Annotated in this window: 14 protein-coding genes; 11 read left to right on the top strand and 3 right to left on the bottom strand. The window is 56.7% G+C overall.

The features are described 5' to 3' along the window. Positions 1-34: 34 nt before the first annotated feature. Together prmC and prfA are read right to left on the bottom strand one after the other, a co-directional pair. Positions 35-865: a peptide chain release factor N(5)-glutamine methyltransferase gene (gene prmC, locus WC370_01125; protein ID MFA5308073.1), complete on the bottom strand. Its 831-nt coding sequence runs from the start codon at positions 863-865 to the stop codon at positions 35-37. After that, on the bottom strand, positions 862-1,932 hold the full coding sequence (gene prfA / locus WC370_01120) for a peptide chain release factor 1 (GenBank protein ID MFA5308072.1): 1,071 nt from the start codon (positions 1,930-1,932) through the stop codon (positions 862-864). The genes prmC and prfA overlap by 4 nt, the downstream gene beginning before the upstream one ends. Before the next feature lie 227 nt (positions 1,933-2,159). On the opposite strand from prfA, the gene WC370_01115 reads away from it, so the two are divergent. The 3 genes from WC370_01115 to WC370_01105 all read left to right on the top strand — a co-directional run bounded on the left by WC370_01115 (position 2,160) and on the right by WC370_01105 (position 6,648). Continuing rightward, positions 2,160-3,737, top strand: a complete 1,578-nt coding sequence (locus WC370_01115; GenBank protein ID MFA5308071.1) for an AMP-binding protein — start codon at positions 2,160-2,162, stop codon at positions 3,735-3,737. A gap of 28 nt (positions 3,738-3,765) precedes the next feature. Then, entirely contained in the window at positions 3,766-4,197 is a 432-nt protein-coding gene (locus tag WC370_01110) for a pyridoxamine 5'-phosphate oxidase family protein (protein MFA5308070.1), read from the top strand. 267 nt (positions 4,198-4,464) lie between these two features. Continuing rightward, complete coding sequence (locus WC370_01105) at positions 4,465-6,648, top strand: sodium-translocating pyrophosphatase (GenBank protein ID MFA5308069.1); 2,184 nt, start codon at positions 4,465-4,467, stop codon at positions 6,646-6,648. 465 nt (positions 6,649-7,113) lie between these two features. Here the strand turns inward: WC370_01105 and WC370_01100 are convergent, their stop codons facing one another. Next, positions 7,114-7,728 (bottom strand): MBL fold metallo-hydrolase, encoded by a 615-nt coding sequence (locus WC370_01100; protein ID MFA5308068.1) that lies wholly within the window; start codon positions 7,726-7,728, stop codon positions 7,114-7,116. 225 nt (positions 7,729-7,953) lie between these two features. Here WC370_01100 and WC370_01095 point away from each other — a divergent pair, with 225 nt between their 5' ends. The 8 genes from WC370_01095 to WC370_01060 all read left to right on the top strand — a co-directional run bounded on the left by WC370_01095 (position 7,954) and on the right by WC370_01060 (position 17,167). Further along, positions 7,954-9,264 (top strand): DUF1015 domain-containing protein, encoded by a 1,311-nt coding sequence (locus WC370_01095; protein MFA5308067.1) that lies wholly within the window; start codon positions 7,954-7,956, stop codon positions 9,262-9,264. 188 nt (positions 9,265-9,452) lie between these two features. Beyond that, positions 9,453-10,388, top strand: coding sequence for a bifunctional riboflavin kinase/FAD synthetase (locus WC370_01090; protein MFA5308066.1), 936 nt, complete (start codon positions 9,453-9,455; stop codon positions 10,386-10,388). A gap of 23 nt (positions 10,389-10,411) precedes the next feature. Next, positions 10,412-11,620 (top strand): tyrosine--tRNA ligase, encoded by a 1,209-nt coding sequence (gene tyrS / locus WC370_01085; GenBank protein MFA5308065.1) that lies wholly within the window; start codon positions 10,412-10,414, stop codon positions 11,618-11,620. A 28-nt stretch (positions 11,621-11,648) separates the two neighbouring features. After that, entirely contained in the window at positions 11,649-12,740 is a 1,092-nt protein-coding gene (locus WC370_01080) for an alanine--glyoxylate aminotransferase family protein (protein MFA5308064.1), read from the top strand. Between the two features lie 21 nt (positions 12,741-12,761). Next, complete coding sequence (serA, locus tag WC370_01075) at positions 12,762-14,354, top strand: phosphoglycerate dehydrogenase (GenBank protein MFA5308063.1); 1,593 nt, start codon at positions 12,762-12,764, stop codon at positions 14,352-14,354. Positions 14,355-14,358: 4 nt separating this feature from the next. Continuing rightward, positions 14,359-14,814, top strand: coding sequence for a rhodanese-like domain-containing protein (locus WC370_01070; protein ID MFA5308062.1), 456 nt, complete (start codon positions 14,359-14,361; stop codon positions 14,812-14,814). A 69-nt stretch (positions 14,815-14,883) separates the two neighbouring features. Then, on the top strand, positions 14,884-15,495 hold the full coding sequence (locus WC370_01065; GenBank protein MFA5308061.1) for a uracil-DNA glycosylase: 612 nt from the start codon (positions 14,884-14,886) through the stop codon (positions 15,493-15,495). A gap of 10 nt (positions 15,496-15,505) precedes the next feature. Further along, a complete protein-coding gene (locus WC370_01060; protein MFA5308060.1) occupies positions 15,506-17,167 on the top strand; it encodes a ribonuclease J in 1,662 nt (553 codons plus the stop codon). Positions 17,168-17,179: the final 12 nt, after the last annotated feature.

Here is a 17,179-nt window from a genome sequence, read left to right as displayed (position 1 = left end):
GGAATTCCAGAATAATGTAACATCGCCGGCAAGGCTATGTCAAACGTAAATTTATCAGGCGCGCGATGCCGGCCAGGTCGCGGCTGATTTCTATCTGCCCGGAGGGCAAAGCCTGCCGCAGCATGGTAAACACAGCGTCCGCCTGCCCCTGCCCGATTTCCAGAATGAGGTGACCGCCGGAATTAAGCTTTGTCCCCGCCCCGCTACCAAGCTCCCTTATTTTGTCCAGCCCGTCCAGGCCGCCGTCCAGCGCCAATAAAGGCTCAAAGCCGCCCAACGATAAGTCGGCTTTATTAACATACGGGAGGTTGGCTACTATTATGTCAACCGGCTGCGGCAAAGGTTCCAGCAAATTCCCCCTCAAAAAGGTAATCCTGTCCCCTGCCCCGTGTCCGGCGGCGTTTTGCGCGGCTACCTCCAGCGCTTCCGGCGAGATATCCGTGGCGTAAATGCTAACCGACGGGACATTAACCGCCAGGCTGACGGCGATAGCGCCGCAGCCGGTGCCGATGTCTGCGATAGTTTGAATTGAACGGGCGCGGCAGATTTCTATTGTTTTTTCCACCAGCATTTCCGTTTCCGGTCGGGGGATAAGGACGCGGGGGTTAACGTTAAAGTCCAGCCCGTAAAACTCGCGGCGGCCGGTGATATAAGCGGAAGGCTCGCCCTGAAGGCGCCGCTCAATTAATGCCCGCAAATCTTTTTCCTGAAGGGGGGTAAAATCCAGAGCAAGCTCGGCGAAGAGACGGGCTCGGCCAATGCCCAGCACATGTCTCAAGAGGATTTCAGCCTCAAGGGAGGCATCTTCGATACGGGCGTCAGCAAGCAGAGAGCGGGACAGGGTCAGCACCTGCCGGCGGTTCACACCTGCTGTCCTTCAAGGTGCAGGGACTGTTCCTCGGTCAGCAGGGCGTCAATAAGCTCATCGAGGTCGCCGTCCATGAGGCGGGGGAGGTTATGGAGGGTAAGGTTGATACGGTGGTCGGAGATGCGGTCCTGGGGATAGTTATAGGTTCTAATCTTTTCCGAGCGTTCCCCGCTGCCCACCTGGGAGCGGCGCTGGGAGGTTATCGCTTCTTCCTGCTTGCGACGTTCCATGTCCAGCAGGCGTGTGCGCAGGACGGAGAGGGCTTTGACTTTATTCTGGAGCTGGGAGCGCTCGTCCTGGCAGACGACCACCATGCCGGTGGGCAAATGGGTGACGCGTATGGCCGAGGCGACCTTGTTAACGTTCTGGCCGCCGGCGCCGCCGCTGTGGAAAATGTCTATGCGCAGCTCGTCCGGGTTGATATCGATATCCACTTCCTCCGCCTTGGGCAGCACGGCCACGGTAGCGGTGGAGGTATGAATGCGGCCGGAGGCCTCGGTAACGGGAACGCGCTGGACGCGGTGCACGCCGCTTTCATATTTCATGCGGCTGTACGCCCGCTTGCCCCGCACCTCGAAGATGATTTCCTTAAAGCCGCCGAAGCCGCTTTCACTCATGCTGATGACATCTATTTTCCAGCCCAGGTTCTGGGCGTAGCGGCTGTACATGCGGTAGAGGTCGGCGGCGAAAATAGCGGCCTCGTTGCCGCCGGTGCCCGCCCGGATTTCCACGATGATGTCCCTCTCGTCATTGGGATCGCGGGGGATAAGCGCCACCTTCAGCTCTTCCGTCAGACCGTCCAGCCTGGCCTGGAGCGCCGCCGCTTCCTGCTTGATGAGCGCCGCCATTTCCTCGTCCCCTCCGGAGGCACCCATCGTTTTTACGTCTTCCAGCTCTTTAGCGGCTTTCTTATATTTGCGGAACTTGATGACTACGTCCTCCAGCCCCGCCCGCTCCCGGGCCAGCGTCTGCACCTGGGCCATGTCCGTGGCTATTTCCGGCTGCGCCAGTTTTTCTTCTATCTCCCGATAGCGCTTTTCTATTTTTTCCAGCTGCTCAATCATTTTATGTCTCTCCAAAGATTATAGCATAGAGACAGATGCCTCTCAAAGCTAAACAAATTGACATATTTTGTTTTGATAGACTATAATCAGACGGATTAATTATACCTGAGAAAAGCCATTGAACTATTTGCTTCAATCATGATACCAAGCTTGCACCCGATTCCCGTTCTTCCCGGGGTAATCCCCGACCTCATACCGTCCATTCTTAACTCTAAAGGAGATGGTCTATGACCATTACAGAAATTCTCGCCAGGAACGCCAGGCTGATACCCGGCGCCACCGCCCTGGTGGAAATAACGCCGAGCAAGGGCCTGAGAAAGTCGGTCACCTGGAAAGAGTTCGACGACCGGGCCAACCGCGTAGCCAACGCCCTCATCAGCCGGGGCATCAAAAAGGGCGACGTAGTCATGCACCTGATGATGAACTCCATCAACTGGCTGGAAGCCTACTTCGGCATTTTGAAAACGGGCGCGATAGCCGCCCCCCTGAACTTCCGGTTCATCAGCCGGCAGATTAAGTACTGCACGGACATCGCCGCGCCGAAGATAATGATGCTCGACCAGGAATTTATCGACAGAATCAATGAAATACGGCCGGAGCTGAAAACGGTGGAACACTTCATCTTTTCCGGCGAGAAAGTCCCGCCGGACATGGAGTCTTTCGAGCAGGCCTTGGCGCAGGCGTCAGCGGCCGCGCCGGAAATAACGCTCAGCGGCGATGACGAAGCCGGTTTATACTTTACCTCCGGCACCACCGGCGACCCCAAGGCGACGCTGCTGTGCCACGGCAACCTGGAGCACACCGCGGTGAACGAAAACGCCGCCCACCACGAGACCCGCCACGATACCTTCCTGCTGCTACCTCCGCTTTACCATACCGGCGGCAAGATGCACTGGTTCGGCAGCCTTATAGGCGGGGCCAGGGCGGTAATGACCACCGGCACGGAGCGGGTCACCGCCAGAGTTATCCTGGATATCATACACGCGGAAAAGATAACCCTGTGCATGTTGCTGGTGCCCTGGATACAAGACATCGTGGCGGCGCTGGACAAGGGCGAGCTAAAGCTGGCCGATTACGATTTCAGCGCCCTGCGGCTGATGCATTCCGGCGCGCAGCCCATCCCGGCGGTGCTGATACGGCGCTTCCTCAAATACTTCCCCGATATCTCCTTCGATGAAAATTACGGCCTGACCGAGAGCTCCGGCCCCTGCATGCACCTGGGACTGGAAAACCTGCACAAGCTCGGCTCCTTCGGCTATCCCAAGCTTAACCTGGACGCCCGGGTGGTGGACGATAAAGGCAATGAGGTGCCGCGGGGAACGGTGGGAGAAATTATCCTGCGCGGCGGCAACGTGATGAAGTGCTACTACAAAAACCCGGAAAAGACCGCCGAGACGCTCAAGGACGGCTGGCTTTACACCGGCGACATGGTCAAGCAGGACGAGGAAGGCTTTATTTTCTACGTCGACCGCAAGAAAGATTTAATCATCAGCGGGGGAGAGAACATCTACCCGGTAGACCTGGAGTCCGTGCTTATCGGCCAGCCCAAGGTCAAAGACGTGGCGGTCATTGGCGTGCCGGACGAAAGGTACGGGGAGGTGGTGGCGGCTATCGTGCAGGCCAGGGAGGGCGCCGCCCTGACCGAGGAAGAAATGCGGGCTTATTACGAGCCCAAGCTGCCCAAATACGCCTGGCCGCGCTTCATCCTGTTCGATAACGTGCCGCGCAATCCTACCGGAAAGATAGAAAAACCCAAGCTGAGAGAAAAATACGCTGACATCAAATGGAATACCAAAAGCAAATAAACTGAAAATATTTTGAGAGGAGACAGAGATGGACTTTAAAGAGTGCGTAAAATTCGCCAATGATAACAAGACCTGCTACCTGGCGACAACAGAAGGCGACCAGCCACGCGTGCGCTGCATGGGGATGTGGTACGCGGACGAGACGGGAATCTATTTCCAGGCACAGTCCGTAAAAGCGCTGCACAAGCAAATAGAGAAGAATCCCAAGGTGGAAATCTATTTCCAGGCCAAGGACATGAGCAAAATCATGCGGGTCTCCGGCAAGGCTAAAATCGTGACGGACAGCAAAATCAGGGCCAAGTGCATCGAGGAGCGGCCGTTCGTGAAGAACTTTGGCATTACCGAGCCGTCCAACCCGCTGCTGGCCGTGTACCATGTTTACACCGGCGAAGCCTACTTCTGGACGATGGCGGACAGCATGAAAGAAGCCAGCCTGCCCCGGATTAAGTTCGGTAAATAAAATATATCGCCGGGTTTGGTTTTCCCGGATATCAAGGCGAACTAGATACCATTGGACAATATTGCCTAAGCAGTCTATAATCATTAATGACCATGTTCTCGAAAACAGTTTGTCATAGAGCAGGTGGAATTATCCCCTGCTCTATTATTTTTTCATAATCACTCAAAATAAGCCGCGCGTACTTTAATTAAAAAGGATAAAGTCCGGCGGAAATCATAAAAGGTCGGCATAACCGTCTAAAAATATACAGGTAATAAGAGAGGAGATATGTCACTACCAAACATCTTCTGGGTTGTACCTGCCGCGGGCGTCATCACCATCATCTTCGCCATCTTTCTAATCCGTAACGTGATGAAGCGCCCCACCGGCACCCCCAAAATGAAAGAAATCGGGGATATCATCTTCCAGGGCGCATGGGCGTTCCTTAAACGCCAGTACAGCACCATCGCCATGTACTCGGTGGCCATCGCCATCATCATCGGCGTGCTGGTGGGCGTCCTGGGGCATACCGGCGTAGAGCAATATGGCTACTCCGGCCTGGACGTAGGCTGGCGTACCGGCGTCGCCTTCCTGGTGGGAGCTTTATGCTCCGGCCTGGCGGGCTTCATCGGCATGTATATCGCGGTGAAGTCCAACGTCCGCTGCGCCGCGGCCGCACAGCGCAGTCTTAAGGAAGCGGTGGAAGTCGCCCTGCGCGGCGGCGCCGTTTCCGGTTTCCTCATCACCGCGCTAAGTCTCATCGGTGTCACGGTAATCTTTTTCGCTTATGGCGGGAATACTCACCCGCAAATCGCCCCCCATCTCATTGTCGGCTTCGGTTTCGGCGCCAGCTTTGTCGCGTTGTTCGCTCAGCTCGGCGGTGGCATCTACACTAAAGCCGCCGATGTGGGCGCCGACCTCGTAGGAAAGGTGGAGTCCGGCATACCGGAAGACGACCCCCGCAACCCCGCCGTCATCGCCGACCTCGTAGGGGATAACGTGGGCGATTGCGCCGGACGCGGCGCCGACCTTTTCGAGTCCACCGCCGCCGAGAACATCGGTGCGATGATTCTCGGTGTGTTTGCCTACATGGCTACCAATAATATAGCCTGGATACTGTTCCCGCTCTGCGTGCGCGGCTTCGGCATGTTCGCCAGCATGATAGGCCTGCTTTGCGTGCGCGCCAAGGAGAACGAGAACGCCATGAACGCCCTTAACCGCGGCTACTTCGTCGCCATCGGTCTTTCCGTGGTAGGGTTGGCGGTCACCGTTTACTATATGCTGGATAACTGGTGGCTTTTCGGCGCCGGACTGGTAGGCATCGCTGCCAGTATCGTGATTGTTTTCGTTACCCAGTACTATACGGATTCGAAATACCGGCCGGTGCGGGATATAGCAGAGGCTTCCAAGACCGGGCCGGCCACCAACATCATCATGGGCATGTCAGTCGGCTTTTCCACCACTTTCGCCACCGCCATTATCATCGGCGTTTCCCTGATCCTGGCGTACTGGATGGGCGCGCAAAGCGGCGTCCAGGGGGCCGGGGCTTTCGGCACCGCGGTGGCTACCATGGGCATGCTGATGACCTGTCCTTACGTGCTGTCCATGGACACCTTCGGTCCTATCACGGATAACGCCAACGGCATCAACGAGATGGCCGGGGCCGGACCGGAAGTCCGCAAAATAACCGACAGGCTGGACGCCGTGGGCAATACCACCAAAGCCCTGACCAAGGGCTATGCCATGGTTTCCGCCGGTCTGGCAGCCTTCCTGCTGTTCCAGGCTTACCTGGACCGGGTTTCACTGATCAAGTTCGGCACGGAAGGTATGTACAATGTCGTTAACCTCGCCAACATTTCTGTATTCGTGGGAGCGCTGCTGGCCGCGATGATTGTTTACCTCTTCAGCGCCTGGGCCATCAAGGCGGTGGGCAAGACCGCTTCCAAGATTATCGAGGAAGTGCGGCGCCAGTTCCGCGCCGACCCCGAGATTCTGCATCCTAAAGACCCAGAGCACCCGCACATGCCGGACTACGCCAAGTGTGTGGATATCACCACCCGGGCCGGGCTGCGGGAAATGATCGCCCCCGGACTGTTGCCGGTGCTGGGACCGATTGTCATCGGCGTGGCTTTCAAATACATCGGTAAAATCCCATCCTTCGCATCGATGAATATCGACGCGGCGATGGTTGTCGCCGGCGTGCTGATGGTAGGCACCATCAGCGGTATCCTGATGGCGTCTTTCATGAACAACGGCGGCGGCGCCTGGGATAACGCCAAGAAAATGATCGAGGACGGGCAGCTTAAAGATGAAAACGGCGCCGTTCTCGGCAAGAAATCGTTCGCGCACCAGGCGGCCGTGGTCGGCGATACACTGGGCGACCCGCTCAAAGATACCGCCGGTCCTTCCCTGCACGTACTGGTAAAACTGCTGGCCACCATCACCCTGGTGATGTGCCCTCTCTTTATTTAGGGGGTAGAGATTAGAGATCAGGGGTGAGGGTGGAGGCTTGAAAAGAAAAGGGGCATGGCTCGAAAGGGCTGTGCCCCTTATTCTTGTAGCTTCGATTCGTTTTGTAAAATGGGCGTTTTTTAGTTTTTTATTTTTATATCTAATGTTGTTCTTTTTTTAGTGTTTCAGATTCAATTCGTTTCGTCATTTTTTACCACTTATTCTAAATTCAGCTACGATTCGTTCCGGCAATCTTTGTTAACTCTCATTCGTTTTATGATTTATAGTAATTCAACTACAAATCCAGAGTATTCGATATTAATGTTATGTTAAGCTTAATAATTCTCAGACCCTCATGTTGATAACTACATAATGGGCGGAAAAGTCAGAGAAAGCAACACGATTTTGTCAGGTAAAGACAGAATAGCCATTATAACACGGATATACAAATTACAAACATCTCACGGCCTATTATTAATATCAGCCTTATCTCAAGAAGGTGTTGGCGCGTTTTTCCGTGGCGATGGTGGAGTCCGGGCCGTGGCCGGGGTGGACGACCGTTTCCGGCGGGAGAGTTAGCAGCTTGGTCTTGATGCCGTTTATCAGCGCATGGTAGTCCCCGTCAATCAGGTCATAGCGGCCGATGCCGTAGTTGAAAAGCGTATCCCCGGTAAAGACATGCCCCTCCCCGTAGAGGCTGATGCCGCAGGGCGTATGCCCCGGCGTGTGCAGGACTTTAAAATGCAAATCCCCTATATCTATAATGTCCCCGTCCGCCAGAATGCGTTCTGGCTTGGGAGCGCCCTCGAATGGCTCTTCAAATTTGTAGCTGGGGGACTGGGGGAGGTACTTGGCGCACTCGGCGTGGGCGGCGAGGGGGGCTTTGAACGCGGCCTTGACCTGCGCCGCCGCGCCAACATGGTCGGGGTGGCGGTGGGTTAAAACGATAAGGTCTATTTTCAGCCCCAGCTTTTCCACGGTGCGGATAATTTCCGCGCCATTAGCGCCGGGGTCGATGACCATGCCGTCTTTAGTCGCTTCCGAGCCTACGATATAGCAGTTGCTGGCGTAAGGCCCGACCACTAGTTTTCTGATTATCATGCCGGCTTTCACTAATACCAGTATAAAAGCAACAAGCAACAAGTAGCAAGTGGCCAGGAACTGTAAATCATAAAGTGAAAAGGGCAAGATTCTGTTTCTTTACTTTTCATTTTCTCTTTTTTGATACTTGTAAGTTGTCAGTTGCTACTTCCATCACCACTTGCACCTTTTCAACGCTATAGGCTAAACTTGAATATACAATTCTCGCAAAAAAAGGAGCCTATTTTGGCGGAGATACGTCCGTTCCACGGCGTGCATTACAATACCGCGCAGGTAAAAGACCTGGCCAAAGTCATCTGTCCCCCCTACGATATTATCTCCCCCCGCTTGCAGGAGGAGCTTTACCGCCGCAGTGAAAACAACTTCGTCCGCATAGAGTACGGCAAGGATCTGCCGCAGGACAATAGCACCAGCAACAAATACACCCGCGCCGCCGCCACCATGCAGCAGTGGCTGGAACAGCGGGTATTGGTGGCCGATGCCAGTCCCGCTCTATACCTGGACGAGCATCAGTTCACCTGCCACGGCCAGACGGTACGCCGCCGCACCATCAACTGCATCGTCCGGCTGGAGGACTGGAGCAAAGCGATTATCCGCCCCCACGAAGGGACACTGACCAAGGCCAAGAGCGACCGTCTCAGTATGCTGTGGACGCTGCAGGCCAATACCAGCCCCATCATGGCCATTTACGAGGACAACAGCGGGGAAATCAATACGCTGCTGACCAAGGAAATGAAGAGGAAACCGGCATTCAGCGTCGGCAATATAGACGGGGAAAGCCACCGCGTCTGGGCGGTCGATGGCGAGCCATCCATCAAGACGATACACGATATATTGAGCGACCAGCCGCTGTACATCGCCGACGGTCACCACCGCTACGAAAGCGCCCTGGCCTACCAGCGCGAAAGACACAGCTCCGAGCCGGGCGACGGAGAGCAGCCTTACGACTTTGTCATGATGACGCTGCTGGACATAGCCGACCCGGGACTCATTATCCTGCCGGCCCACCGCCTGGTGCGCGGCCTGGCGCCCTCCGCTCTGGACGAGCTGCCCGCCGGTCTGAATACCTTCTTCGATGTCCGGGAATATACCGTGGACAAAACCAGAGTAGAGTCGCAGGTAATAGGGCTGCTGGCCGCCAGCGCCGATATCGCCGGACTCGTGCTCTGCGGCTTGAAAAAAGGGCGCATCCAGCTGTTAACGCTGCGCGATGCGGACGCCGTCCGGCCCATGTTCCCGGCCTTCCATTCCGAGCTTTACCAGAAGCTGGATGTCAGCATCGTCGACCATATCATACTGGAGGAACTGCTCGGCCTTTCCCACGAGAAAGCCGGTACTTTCCTGGACTATGTCAACGAGGCCGCGGATGTCCTGAAACGGGTGCAGGACGGGGAATACCAGCTGGGCATTATCGTCAATCCGGTCAAGCCCGGGGTTATCAAAGCCATCGCGGACAGCAACGACCGCATGCCCCGGAAGTCCACCTACTTTTACCCCAAAGCGCCGGCCGGTCTGGTCTCTTACCGCTTCGCCTGAAACCAGGGTTTCTCCCGGGCGCTGCCGCCGGTTCTCCAGGCGTTATTATCAGTTAATTACCCGTTTTTACGTTTGACGCTAATCTGGGCATATGATAACATGATATTGATTGGCCGGGTCTATTTCCCCGAGGGTATTATTTTCCCCTATTCGTTAAAAACCAATACCCGGCTCGAGGAGTAGAAGGCGTGCTGGTTGAGGAAGAGTTAGCCAGGTTCTCATCCGAAGAAGAATCCGTGCTGACTATCGGCGTTTTTGACGGGGTGCACCTCGGTCACCGGCACCTGCTCGCGGAACTGCTGCGTCAGGCCAGGGGAAAAAAAATGCGGGCCGGCGCGGTGACTTTCCGCCAGCACCCGGAAGACCTGCTTTCTGCCGGTAAAAAGCTGCCATTCCTGACGGACATCGAGACCCGGGTGAAGCTGCTTAAAGCGGCCGGGGCGGACTACGTGGTGCCTCTTTCCTTTAACGAAGAACTGTCCGGCCTGGATGCCCGCGTTTTTATCGGGCTGCTGCAAAAATACCTGAAAATGCGGGGACTGGTGGTGGGGCCGGACTTCGCCCTGGGCAAAGCCAGAAAGGGCGATATCGAGACACTCAAGGAATTGGGGATTGAGCTGGGTTTCAGCGTGACTATCGTGCCGCCGCTGAAGCTTGACGGCGAGGTGGTCAGCTCCACCGCCATCAGGAAGTCGCTGGCGGACGGGGACATGGAAAAGTACCGCCGCCTGACCGGGCATCCTTTCATCCTGCACGGCAGAGTGGTCACCGGGGCGGGGCGGGGCGAAGGGATGGGCTTTCCTACCGCCAACCTGGACGTGAGCCAGGGGCAGGCGGTGCCGCCGGACGGCGTTTATGCCGGTCTGGCCCATATCAACGGCAAGGTATTCCAGGCCATGACCAACATCGGGCGCAACCCGACCTTCGGGAAGAATGAACGCACCGTGGAGTCTTTCCTGCTCGACTACAGCGGCGACTTGTACGGGCGGGAGCTTTCCGTGGACTTCGTGGCCAGGCTGCGCAAAGAAATAAAGTTCAAGACCATCGACGAGCTGAAATATCAGGTGGCTGAAGACGTGCGGCAGGGCCGTATGATTTTAGAAGCGGCCAAGGCCGATAAATAGCACCTCTGAAGGGGGTATTCCCGGTGGACACCATAGATAGACAGGTCATAACCTTGATGCAGGGTTCCGAATTCGGCGACCCGCAAATCAAGGAAATGATGACCAAAGAGCTGCGGCAAAGATTGATAGAAGCCAAAAGCGAAGGCCGCCCGCTCCGCGTCTATTGCGGCTATGATGTTACCGCGCCTGACCTGCACCTGGGACACACGATTACGATACGCAAACTCCGCCAGTTCCAGGACTACGGGCACGACGTGACGTTTCTCATCGGGACTTTTACGACACTCATCGGCGACCCGAGCGACCGCGATGAAGCGCGCGCCATGGCGCTGGAGGAACTGGTCAGGAAGAACGCCAAGACCTACTCCGACCAGGCATTCAAGATACTCGACCGGGAAAAGACATCGGTAAAATATAATTACGACTGGTTGAGCAAGCTTACATTCATGGATGTTATCAGCATGGCTTCCTGTTTTACCGTGCAGCAGTTCATGGTCAGGGACAGGATACGGGCCAGGCTGGATAAAAACGACCCCATCTGGCTGCGTGAATTCCTGTACCCGCTGGCCCAGGGCTATGACGCCGTTCACCTCAAAGCGGACGTGCAGCTGGGCGCGACGGAACAGCTTTTTAACCTGATGGCCGGGCGGCGTTTACAGGAATCCTTCGGGCAAAAGCCGCTGGTCTGTCTTACCTTCCCGGTGCTGGTGGGGACGGACGGCGTTAACCGTATGAGCAAAAGCCGCGGCAACTACATCGGCATTGCCGAGTCGCCGGAAAATATCTACGGCAAGACCATGTCCATTCCGGACGCCATAATTTTTCAGTATTACGAGCTTTTGACCGGTGTCTCGCCCGAAGAACTGGCGGAAATTAAACAACAGCTGGACAGCGGCGTCAATCCCATGGCGCTGAAAAAACGCCTGGCCAAGACCCTGGTGACGCAATATTATAATGAAAAGGACGCCGATGCCGCGGAAACGTATTTTGAAAAGACGGTGCAGAACAAAGAGCTGCCGGACGACATCACGGAGTATGCCTTACAAGGCGATATTTCCCTGAGCCAGCTTCTAGCCCAGTCCGGACTGTGTGCCAGCCGCAGCGAGGCGGTACGGCTTATCAAACAGGGCGCCGTGACCCTGGACGGTCAGAAAGCGGCGGACGCCAACCAGGACGTGGCCAAAGGCGTCACCATCAAAGTAGGCAAAAGACGTTACCTGAAAACAACATAAATTATATAATATCATCAAGGAGAAACAAATGACACAGCTGCGCGTTCCCGGCCCTACCCCCTGTCCCCCGGAAGTACTCAAAGCCATGGCCTGGCAGATGGTCAACCACCGCGGCCCGGAGTTCCACCAGATGCTCACGGACGCGACGGAGGACCTGAAAAAAGTATTCCAGACCAAGAGCGATGTCCTGATGCTCACCGGCTCCGGCACCGGCGGACTGGAGTCCGCGGTAGTGAATACGCTCTCGCCGGGAGACAAGGTGCTCTCGGTCAGCATCGGCGTCTTCGGCGACCGCTTCGCCAGCATCGCCAAGACCTTCGGGGCGGACGTCGTCAATCTCAAGGTGGAGTGGGGCAAAGCCGCCGACCCGGACGCGGTGAAGAAGGCGATTAAAGACAACCCCGGCGTTAAAGCTGTGCTTATTACCCATAATGAAACATCCACCGGCGTCACCAATGACCTGGCCGCGCTGAGCAAGGTAGTGAAAGACGCCGGCAAGCTATTAATCGTGGACGCCATCAGCAGCCTTAGCTCCATCAACCTGCCGGTGGACAAGTGGGGCTGCGACGTAGTTATCTCCGGCTCGCAGAAGGGCTGGATGGTGCCGCCCGGCATGGCTTTCGCCAGTGTCAGCGCGGCAGCGTGGCAGGCCAAGGCCGCGGCCAAGATGCCGTGCTTTTACTGGGACTATGCCCGCGCCAAGAAAAACTACGACGAGAAGAAAGAGAACCCCTGGACGCCGGCCATATCCATCGTCTATGCGCTTACGGTAGCGCTGAAGATGATGCTGGCGGAGGGCATCGAGAATATCTTCACGCGGCACACGCGGATAGCGCAGATGGTACGCGACGGCATAAAAGAGATGGGATTGCCCCTCTTCGCCGACGAAAAATACGCCTCCAACACGGTCACGGCCGTGGGAATCCCGGCCAGCCTGGACGGCAAAAAGCTGCGCCAAGTACTCCGGGAAGAATATAAAGTGGTGCTGGCCGGCGGACAGCAAACACTGGACGGCAAGATATTCCGCATCGGCCACCTGGGCATGGTGACGGAAAAAGACGCCAAAGAAGTGCTGGCGGCCATACAGAAAGTCTTACCGCTGGCCGGATTTAAAAAATAGCTGACAATAAGGAAGGTCCTCATGGCGGACAAACGTAAAAAAGTACTGGTTACCGACCCTATTTCCGAGGAAGGCATAGATATCCTACGCCAGCAGGCGCAGGTGGACATCAAGACGAACCTGAAGCCGGATGAGATAATCGCCATTATCGGCGATTACGACGCCCTGATGGTGCGCAGCCAGACCAAGGTCACGGCGGCCATCATCGAGGCGGGGAAGAACCTCCAGGTCATCGCCCGCGCCGGCGTGGGCATCGACAACGTGGACGTGGAAGCGGCCACGCGCTGCGGGGTGGTGGTGGTCAACGCCCCCACCGGCAATACCGTCTCCGCCGCCGAGCATGCCTTCGCGCTGATGCTGGCGCTGGCGCGCAATATTCCGCAGGCCAACGTCTCCCTGAAAGCCTGCCAGTGGAAGCGCAACGAGTTCATGGGCACCGAGCTGCGGGGCAAGACGCTGGGCATTATCGGGCTGGGCAATGTGGGGTCGGAGGTGGCCAAGCGCGCCGCGGCTTTCGAGATGAGGCTTATCGGCATCGACCCGCTGGTGTCCGAGGAATACGCCAAAAAGCTGGGCGTGACGCTGGTGGAGCTGCCGCAGCTGATGAAAGAGTCGGACTTTATTACCCTCCATATCCCCCTGACCCCCCAGACCAAGGGGATTATCGGGGCTAAAGAGCTGGGCATGTCCAAACACGGGATGCGCATCGTCAACTGCGCCCGCGGCGGCCTTATCGACGAAAAAGAGCTGGTCAAAGCCATCCACGAGAAAAGGGTGGCCGGGGCGGCCGTGGATGTATTCGAAAAAGAGCCCTGCACGGAGAGTGTGCTCTTCGGCGAGGACAACATTATCGTTACCCCCCACCTGGGCGCCTCCACCGCCGAGGCACAGGTGCTGGCGGCGCGGGACGTAGCCGAGCAGATAGCCGATATCTTTAAAGGCCTGCCGGCCAGGGCGGCCATCAACGTCCCCTATATCCCGTCCGAAACGCTAACGGCGCTGACGCCCTACATCAAGCTGGCGACATCATTATGTAAACTGGCCTACAAGCTGGCCGAGGGGCAGTCCAAGACCATCCGCATCAAGTACAACGGGGACATCGCCAACTATGACACGAGCCTGCTGAAATCGGCGGTGGTGGGCGGTCTGCTGTCAGGCATGAGCGAAGAGAGAGTCAATATCGTCAACTGCAACGTAATCGCCGCCAAACGCGGTCTGACTATTATCGAGGAAAAAGAGACTACCTGCGTGAACTATACCAGCCTGCTGACACTGGAAATTTCCAGCACCAAAGGAGTCTGGACGGTGGCGGGCACCATCATGAATAATGAGTCGCACATCGTGCGGGTGAATGATTACTGGCTGGACATCGTGCCGGCGCCCGGCGCCTACTTCCTGTTCAGCGACCACCGCGACCGGCCGGGATTCATCGGGGCGGTGGGTAAAATCACCGGGGACGCCAACGTGAACATCAGCTCCATGCACCTGGGCCGGCTCAAGCCACGCGGCCAGGCACTGCTGGTATTGATCCTGGACGAGCCGCTGCCGGAAAAAGCCCAGCAGCAGATTCTGGCCATCCCGGACGTTTATTCCGTCAAGCTGGCGGCACTGTAACTGCATGAAAAAAAACCGGATAATATTTGTTCCTGCCCTGCTCCTGGCGCTGGCATTAGCGACCGGCGGCTGCGGCTATATCACCGGCGAGGCGGTGGATTTTTCTTACCAGAGTCCGGTGACCGAGCAGTTCGCCGCAGATGTCTCCGTCACGGAAGCGTATGCCATAATTGCTCAACACGCCGGGCAGCACGGATTCACCATCCTCGACGTGAGGATGCCGGAAGAGTTTGCCGCCGGGCATATCCAGGCCGCACTGAACCGGGACTACTATGCACCGGATTTCAAGGATGACCTGGGGCAGTTCGACAAGGCCGATTTGTACATCGTCTACTGCCGTACCGGGGCCCGCAGCGCCGCCGCCCGCGATATCATGCGGGAGATGGGTTTTCAGCACATATACAACATGAGCGGCGGCATTACGGACTGGACGGCGCAGGGTTTCCCGGTGGTCAGGTAGCTTCTCTATTGATATATCCGATTGACTTGACATATTTCCGGTGCTATCATACTTCCAGAGATAATAGACATGTCCGCACTTACTGAGCTTTACCAGCAAATAGCGCTTTGCCATAAATGTGATATAGCCAGATTGCGCACCAAGGTCGTGCCCGGAGAGGGCGCGGAAAACGCTGAAATCATGTTTATCGGCGAGGCCCCGGGCTGGCACGAAGACCAGCAGGGTCGCCCGTTCGTGGGCCAGGCGGGGCAATTCCTGGACCGGCTGCTGGCTTCCATCGGCCTTGACCGTAAACAGGTATATATCGCCAATGTTATCAAGTGCCGCCCCCCGGATAACCGCGACCCTTTGCCCACGGAAATACAGAACTGCGCCGACTGGCTGGATAAACAGATCGCCATCATCAAGCCCAAGATGATTGTCACCCTGGGGCGCTATTCCATGGCCAGGTACTTCCCGGGCAAGACCATCAGCAAGATACACGGCACGGCGGTAAAGCGGGACGGCGTGCTTTACTTTGCCATGTACCACCCCGCCGCCGCTTTGCACCAGCGCAGTCTGCAGCAGGCGATAGAAGCGGACATGCAGAAGATAACCGGCCTGCTGGCGGAGGCCAAAAGCGTGCAGGAAGAAAAACCGCCGCCGCCACCGGCGCAGCAACTAAATATGTTTGAGGTTTAAGTAAAATATAATGTCCAAATCAAAACTAAAAGTTATTCCTCTCGGGGGCCTGGGAGAAATCGGCAAAAACATGATGGTGCTGGAGTATGAAAACGACATCATCATCATCGACGCAGGTCTCATGTTCCCGGAGGAAGAAATGCTCGGCATAGACTTGGTCATACCGGACTTCAGCTATGTCACCGAAAGAAAAGAAAAGGTCAGAGGCATCATCATCACCCACGGCCACGAAGACCATATCGGCGCGCTGCCCTATCTGCTGCCGCAGCTGGATAACGTGCCCGTTTACGCCACCAAGCTGACCGAAGGGCTTATCCGCGTCAAGCTCAAGGAGAGAAGGACGCGCGAGGGCGTGAACCTGAAGGTGCTGGCCACCGGCAAGGAAGTGACCCTGGGCAAGTTCCGGATAGAGCTTTTCCCCGTCTGCCACAGTATCCCGGATGCCTGCGGCATCATTATCCACACGCCTGAGGGCATCGTCATCCACAGCGGCGACTTTAAAATCGACCATACGCCGGTTAGCGGCAAGCCGACCGACCTTTCCCGCCTGGCACAGCTGGGCGCGCAGGGGGTTTTGCTGCTGCTTTCCGACTCCACTTACGCCGAGCTGCCCGGCTACACGCCTTCCGAGCAGTCGGTCGGCGAATCACTGGAGCACTTTATCGCCAACGCCCAGGGCAGGGTAATCGTGACTACCTTCTCCTCGCTGATATCACGCATCCAGCAGGTAATCGACGCCGCCGCCCGGCACCAGCGGCGCGTCTTCGTGGTGGGGCGCAGCATGACGGAAACGGTGCGCATCGCCCTGGAGCTGGGCTACATTATCGCGCCGGACGGCGTCATCGGCAGAATCGAAGATATGAAGGGCCTGCCCAACAATAAAATCGTCCTGGTAACCACCGGCAGCCAGGGAGAGCCTACCTCGGCGCTGGTGCGAATGGCCAACCGCGACCATAAGCACGTGCATATCCAGCGCGGCGATACCATCATACTGTCTTCCACGCCCGTTCCCGGCAACGAGTCCCTGGTCAACCGCACCGTGGACAGCCTTTTCAAACAGGGCGCCCAGGTGATTTATAACAAGCTGGGGCAGGTGCACGTGCACGGCCACGGCAGCCAGGAAGAGCTCAAGCTTATCCTCAGCCTGGTCAAACCCAAGTTTTTCGCCCCGGTGCACGGGGAATACCGCCACCTCAGCCTGCACGCCCGTCTAGCGGAGTCGGTCGGCGTACCTGCCGCCAATATCTTCGTGATGGAGGACGGGGACGTGCTGGAGATTAACGCCAACAGCGCCAAGGTAAACGGCAAGGTAAGCACCGGGCATGTTTACGTGGACGGCCTGAGCGTGGGGGATATCGGCGGGGTGGTGCTGCGCACCCGTAAAATGCTTTCCCGCGACGGCATCGTGGTGGTCATCATCGCCGTGAACAAGCAGACCGGCAAACTGGTAGGGCGCCCGGATATCGTCACCCGCGGGTTTATCGACCCCAAGGATTTCGGCGATATGATGGAAGAAAGCCGCGAGATGCTGGTCAAAGTGCTCGACCACAGCGGCGGGCGCGTCAGCGAATGGAGTTTTATCAACACCAAAGTGAGAGATACTCTGGACAAGTTCTATTACGACCGCACCAAGCGCCGCCCTATGATTCTCCCGTTTATGGTCAAAGTATAACCGTAAACAGGA

It is taken from the genome of Dehalococcoidales bacterium, from assembly GCA_041652735.1.
In the GTDB taxonomy this organism is placed as follows: Bacteria; Chloroflexota; Dehalococcoidia; order Dehalococcoidales; family RBG-16-60-22; genus RBG-13-51-18.
The sequence above is the reverse complement of the archived record's forward strand: the minus strand, read 5'-3'. Positions and strand labels throughout refer to the sequence as shown.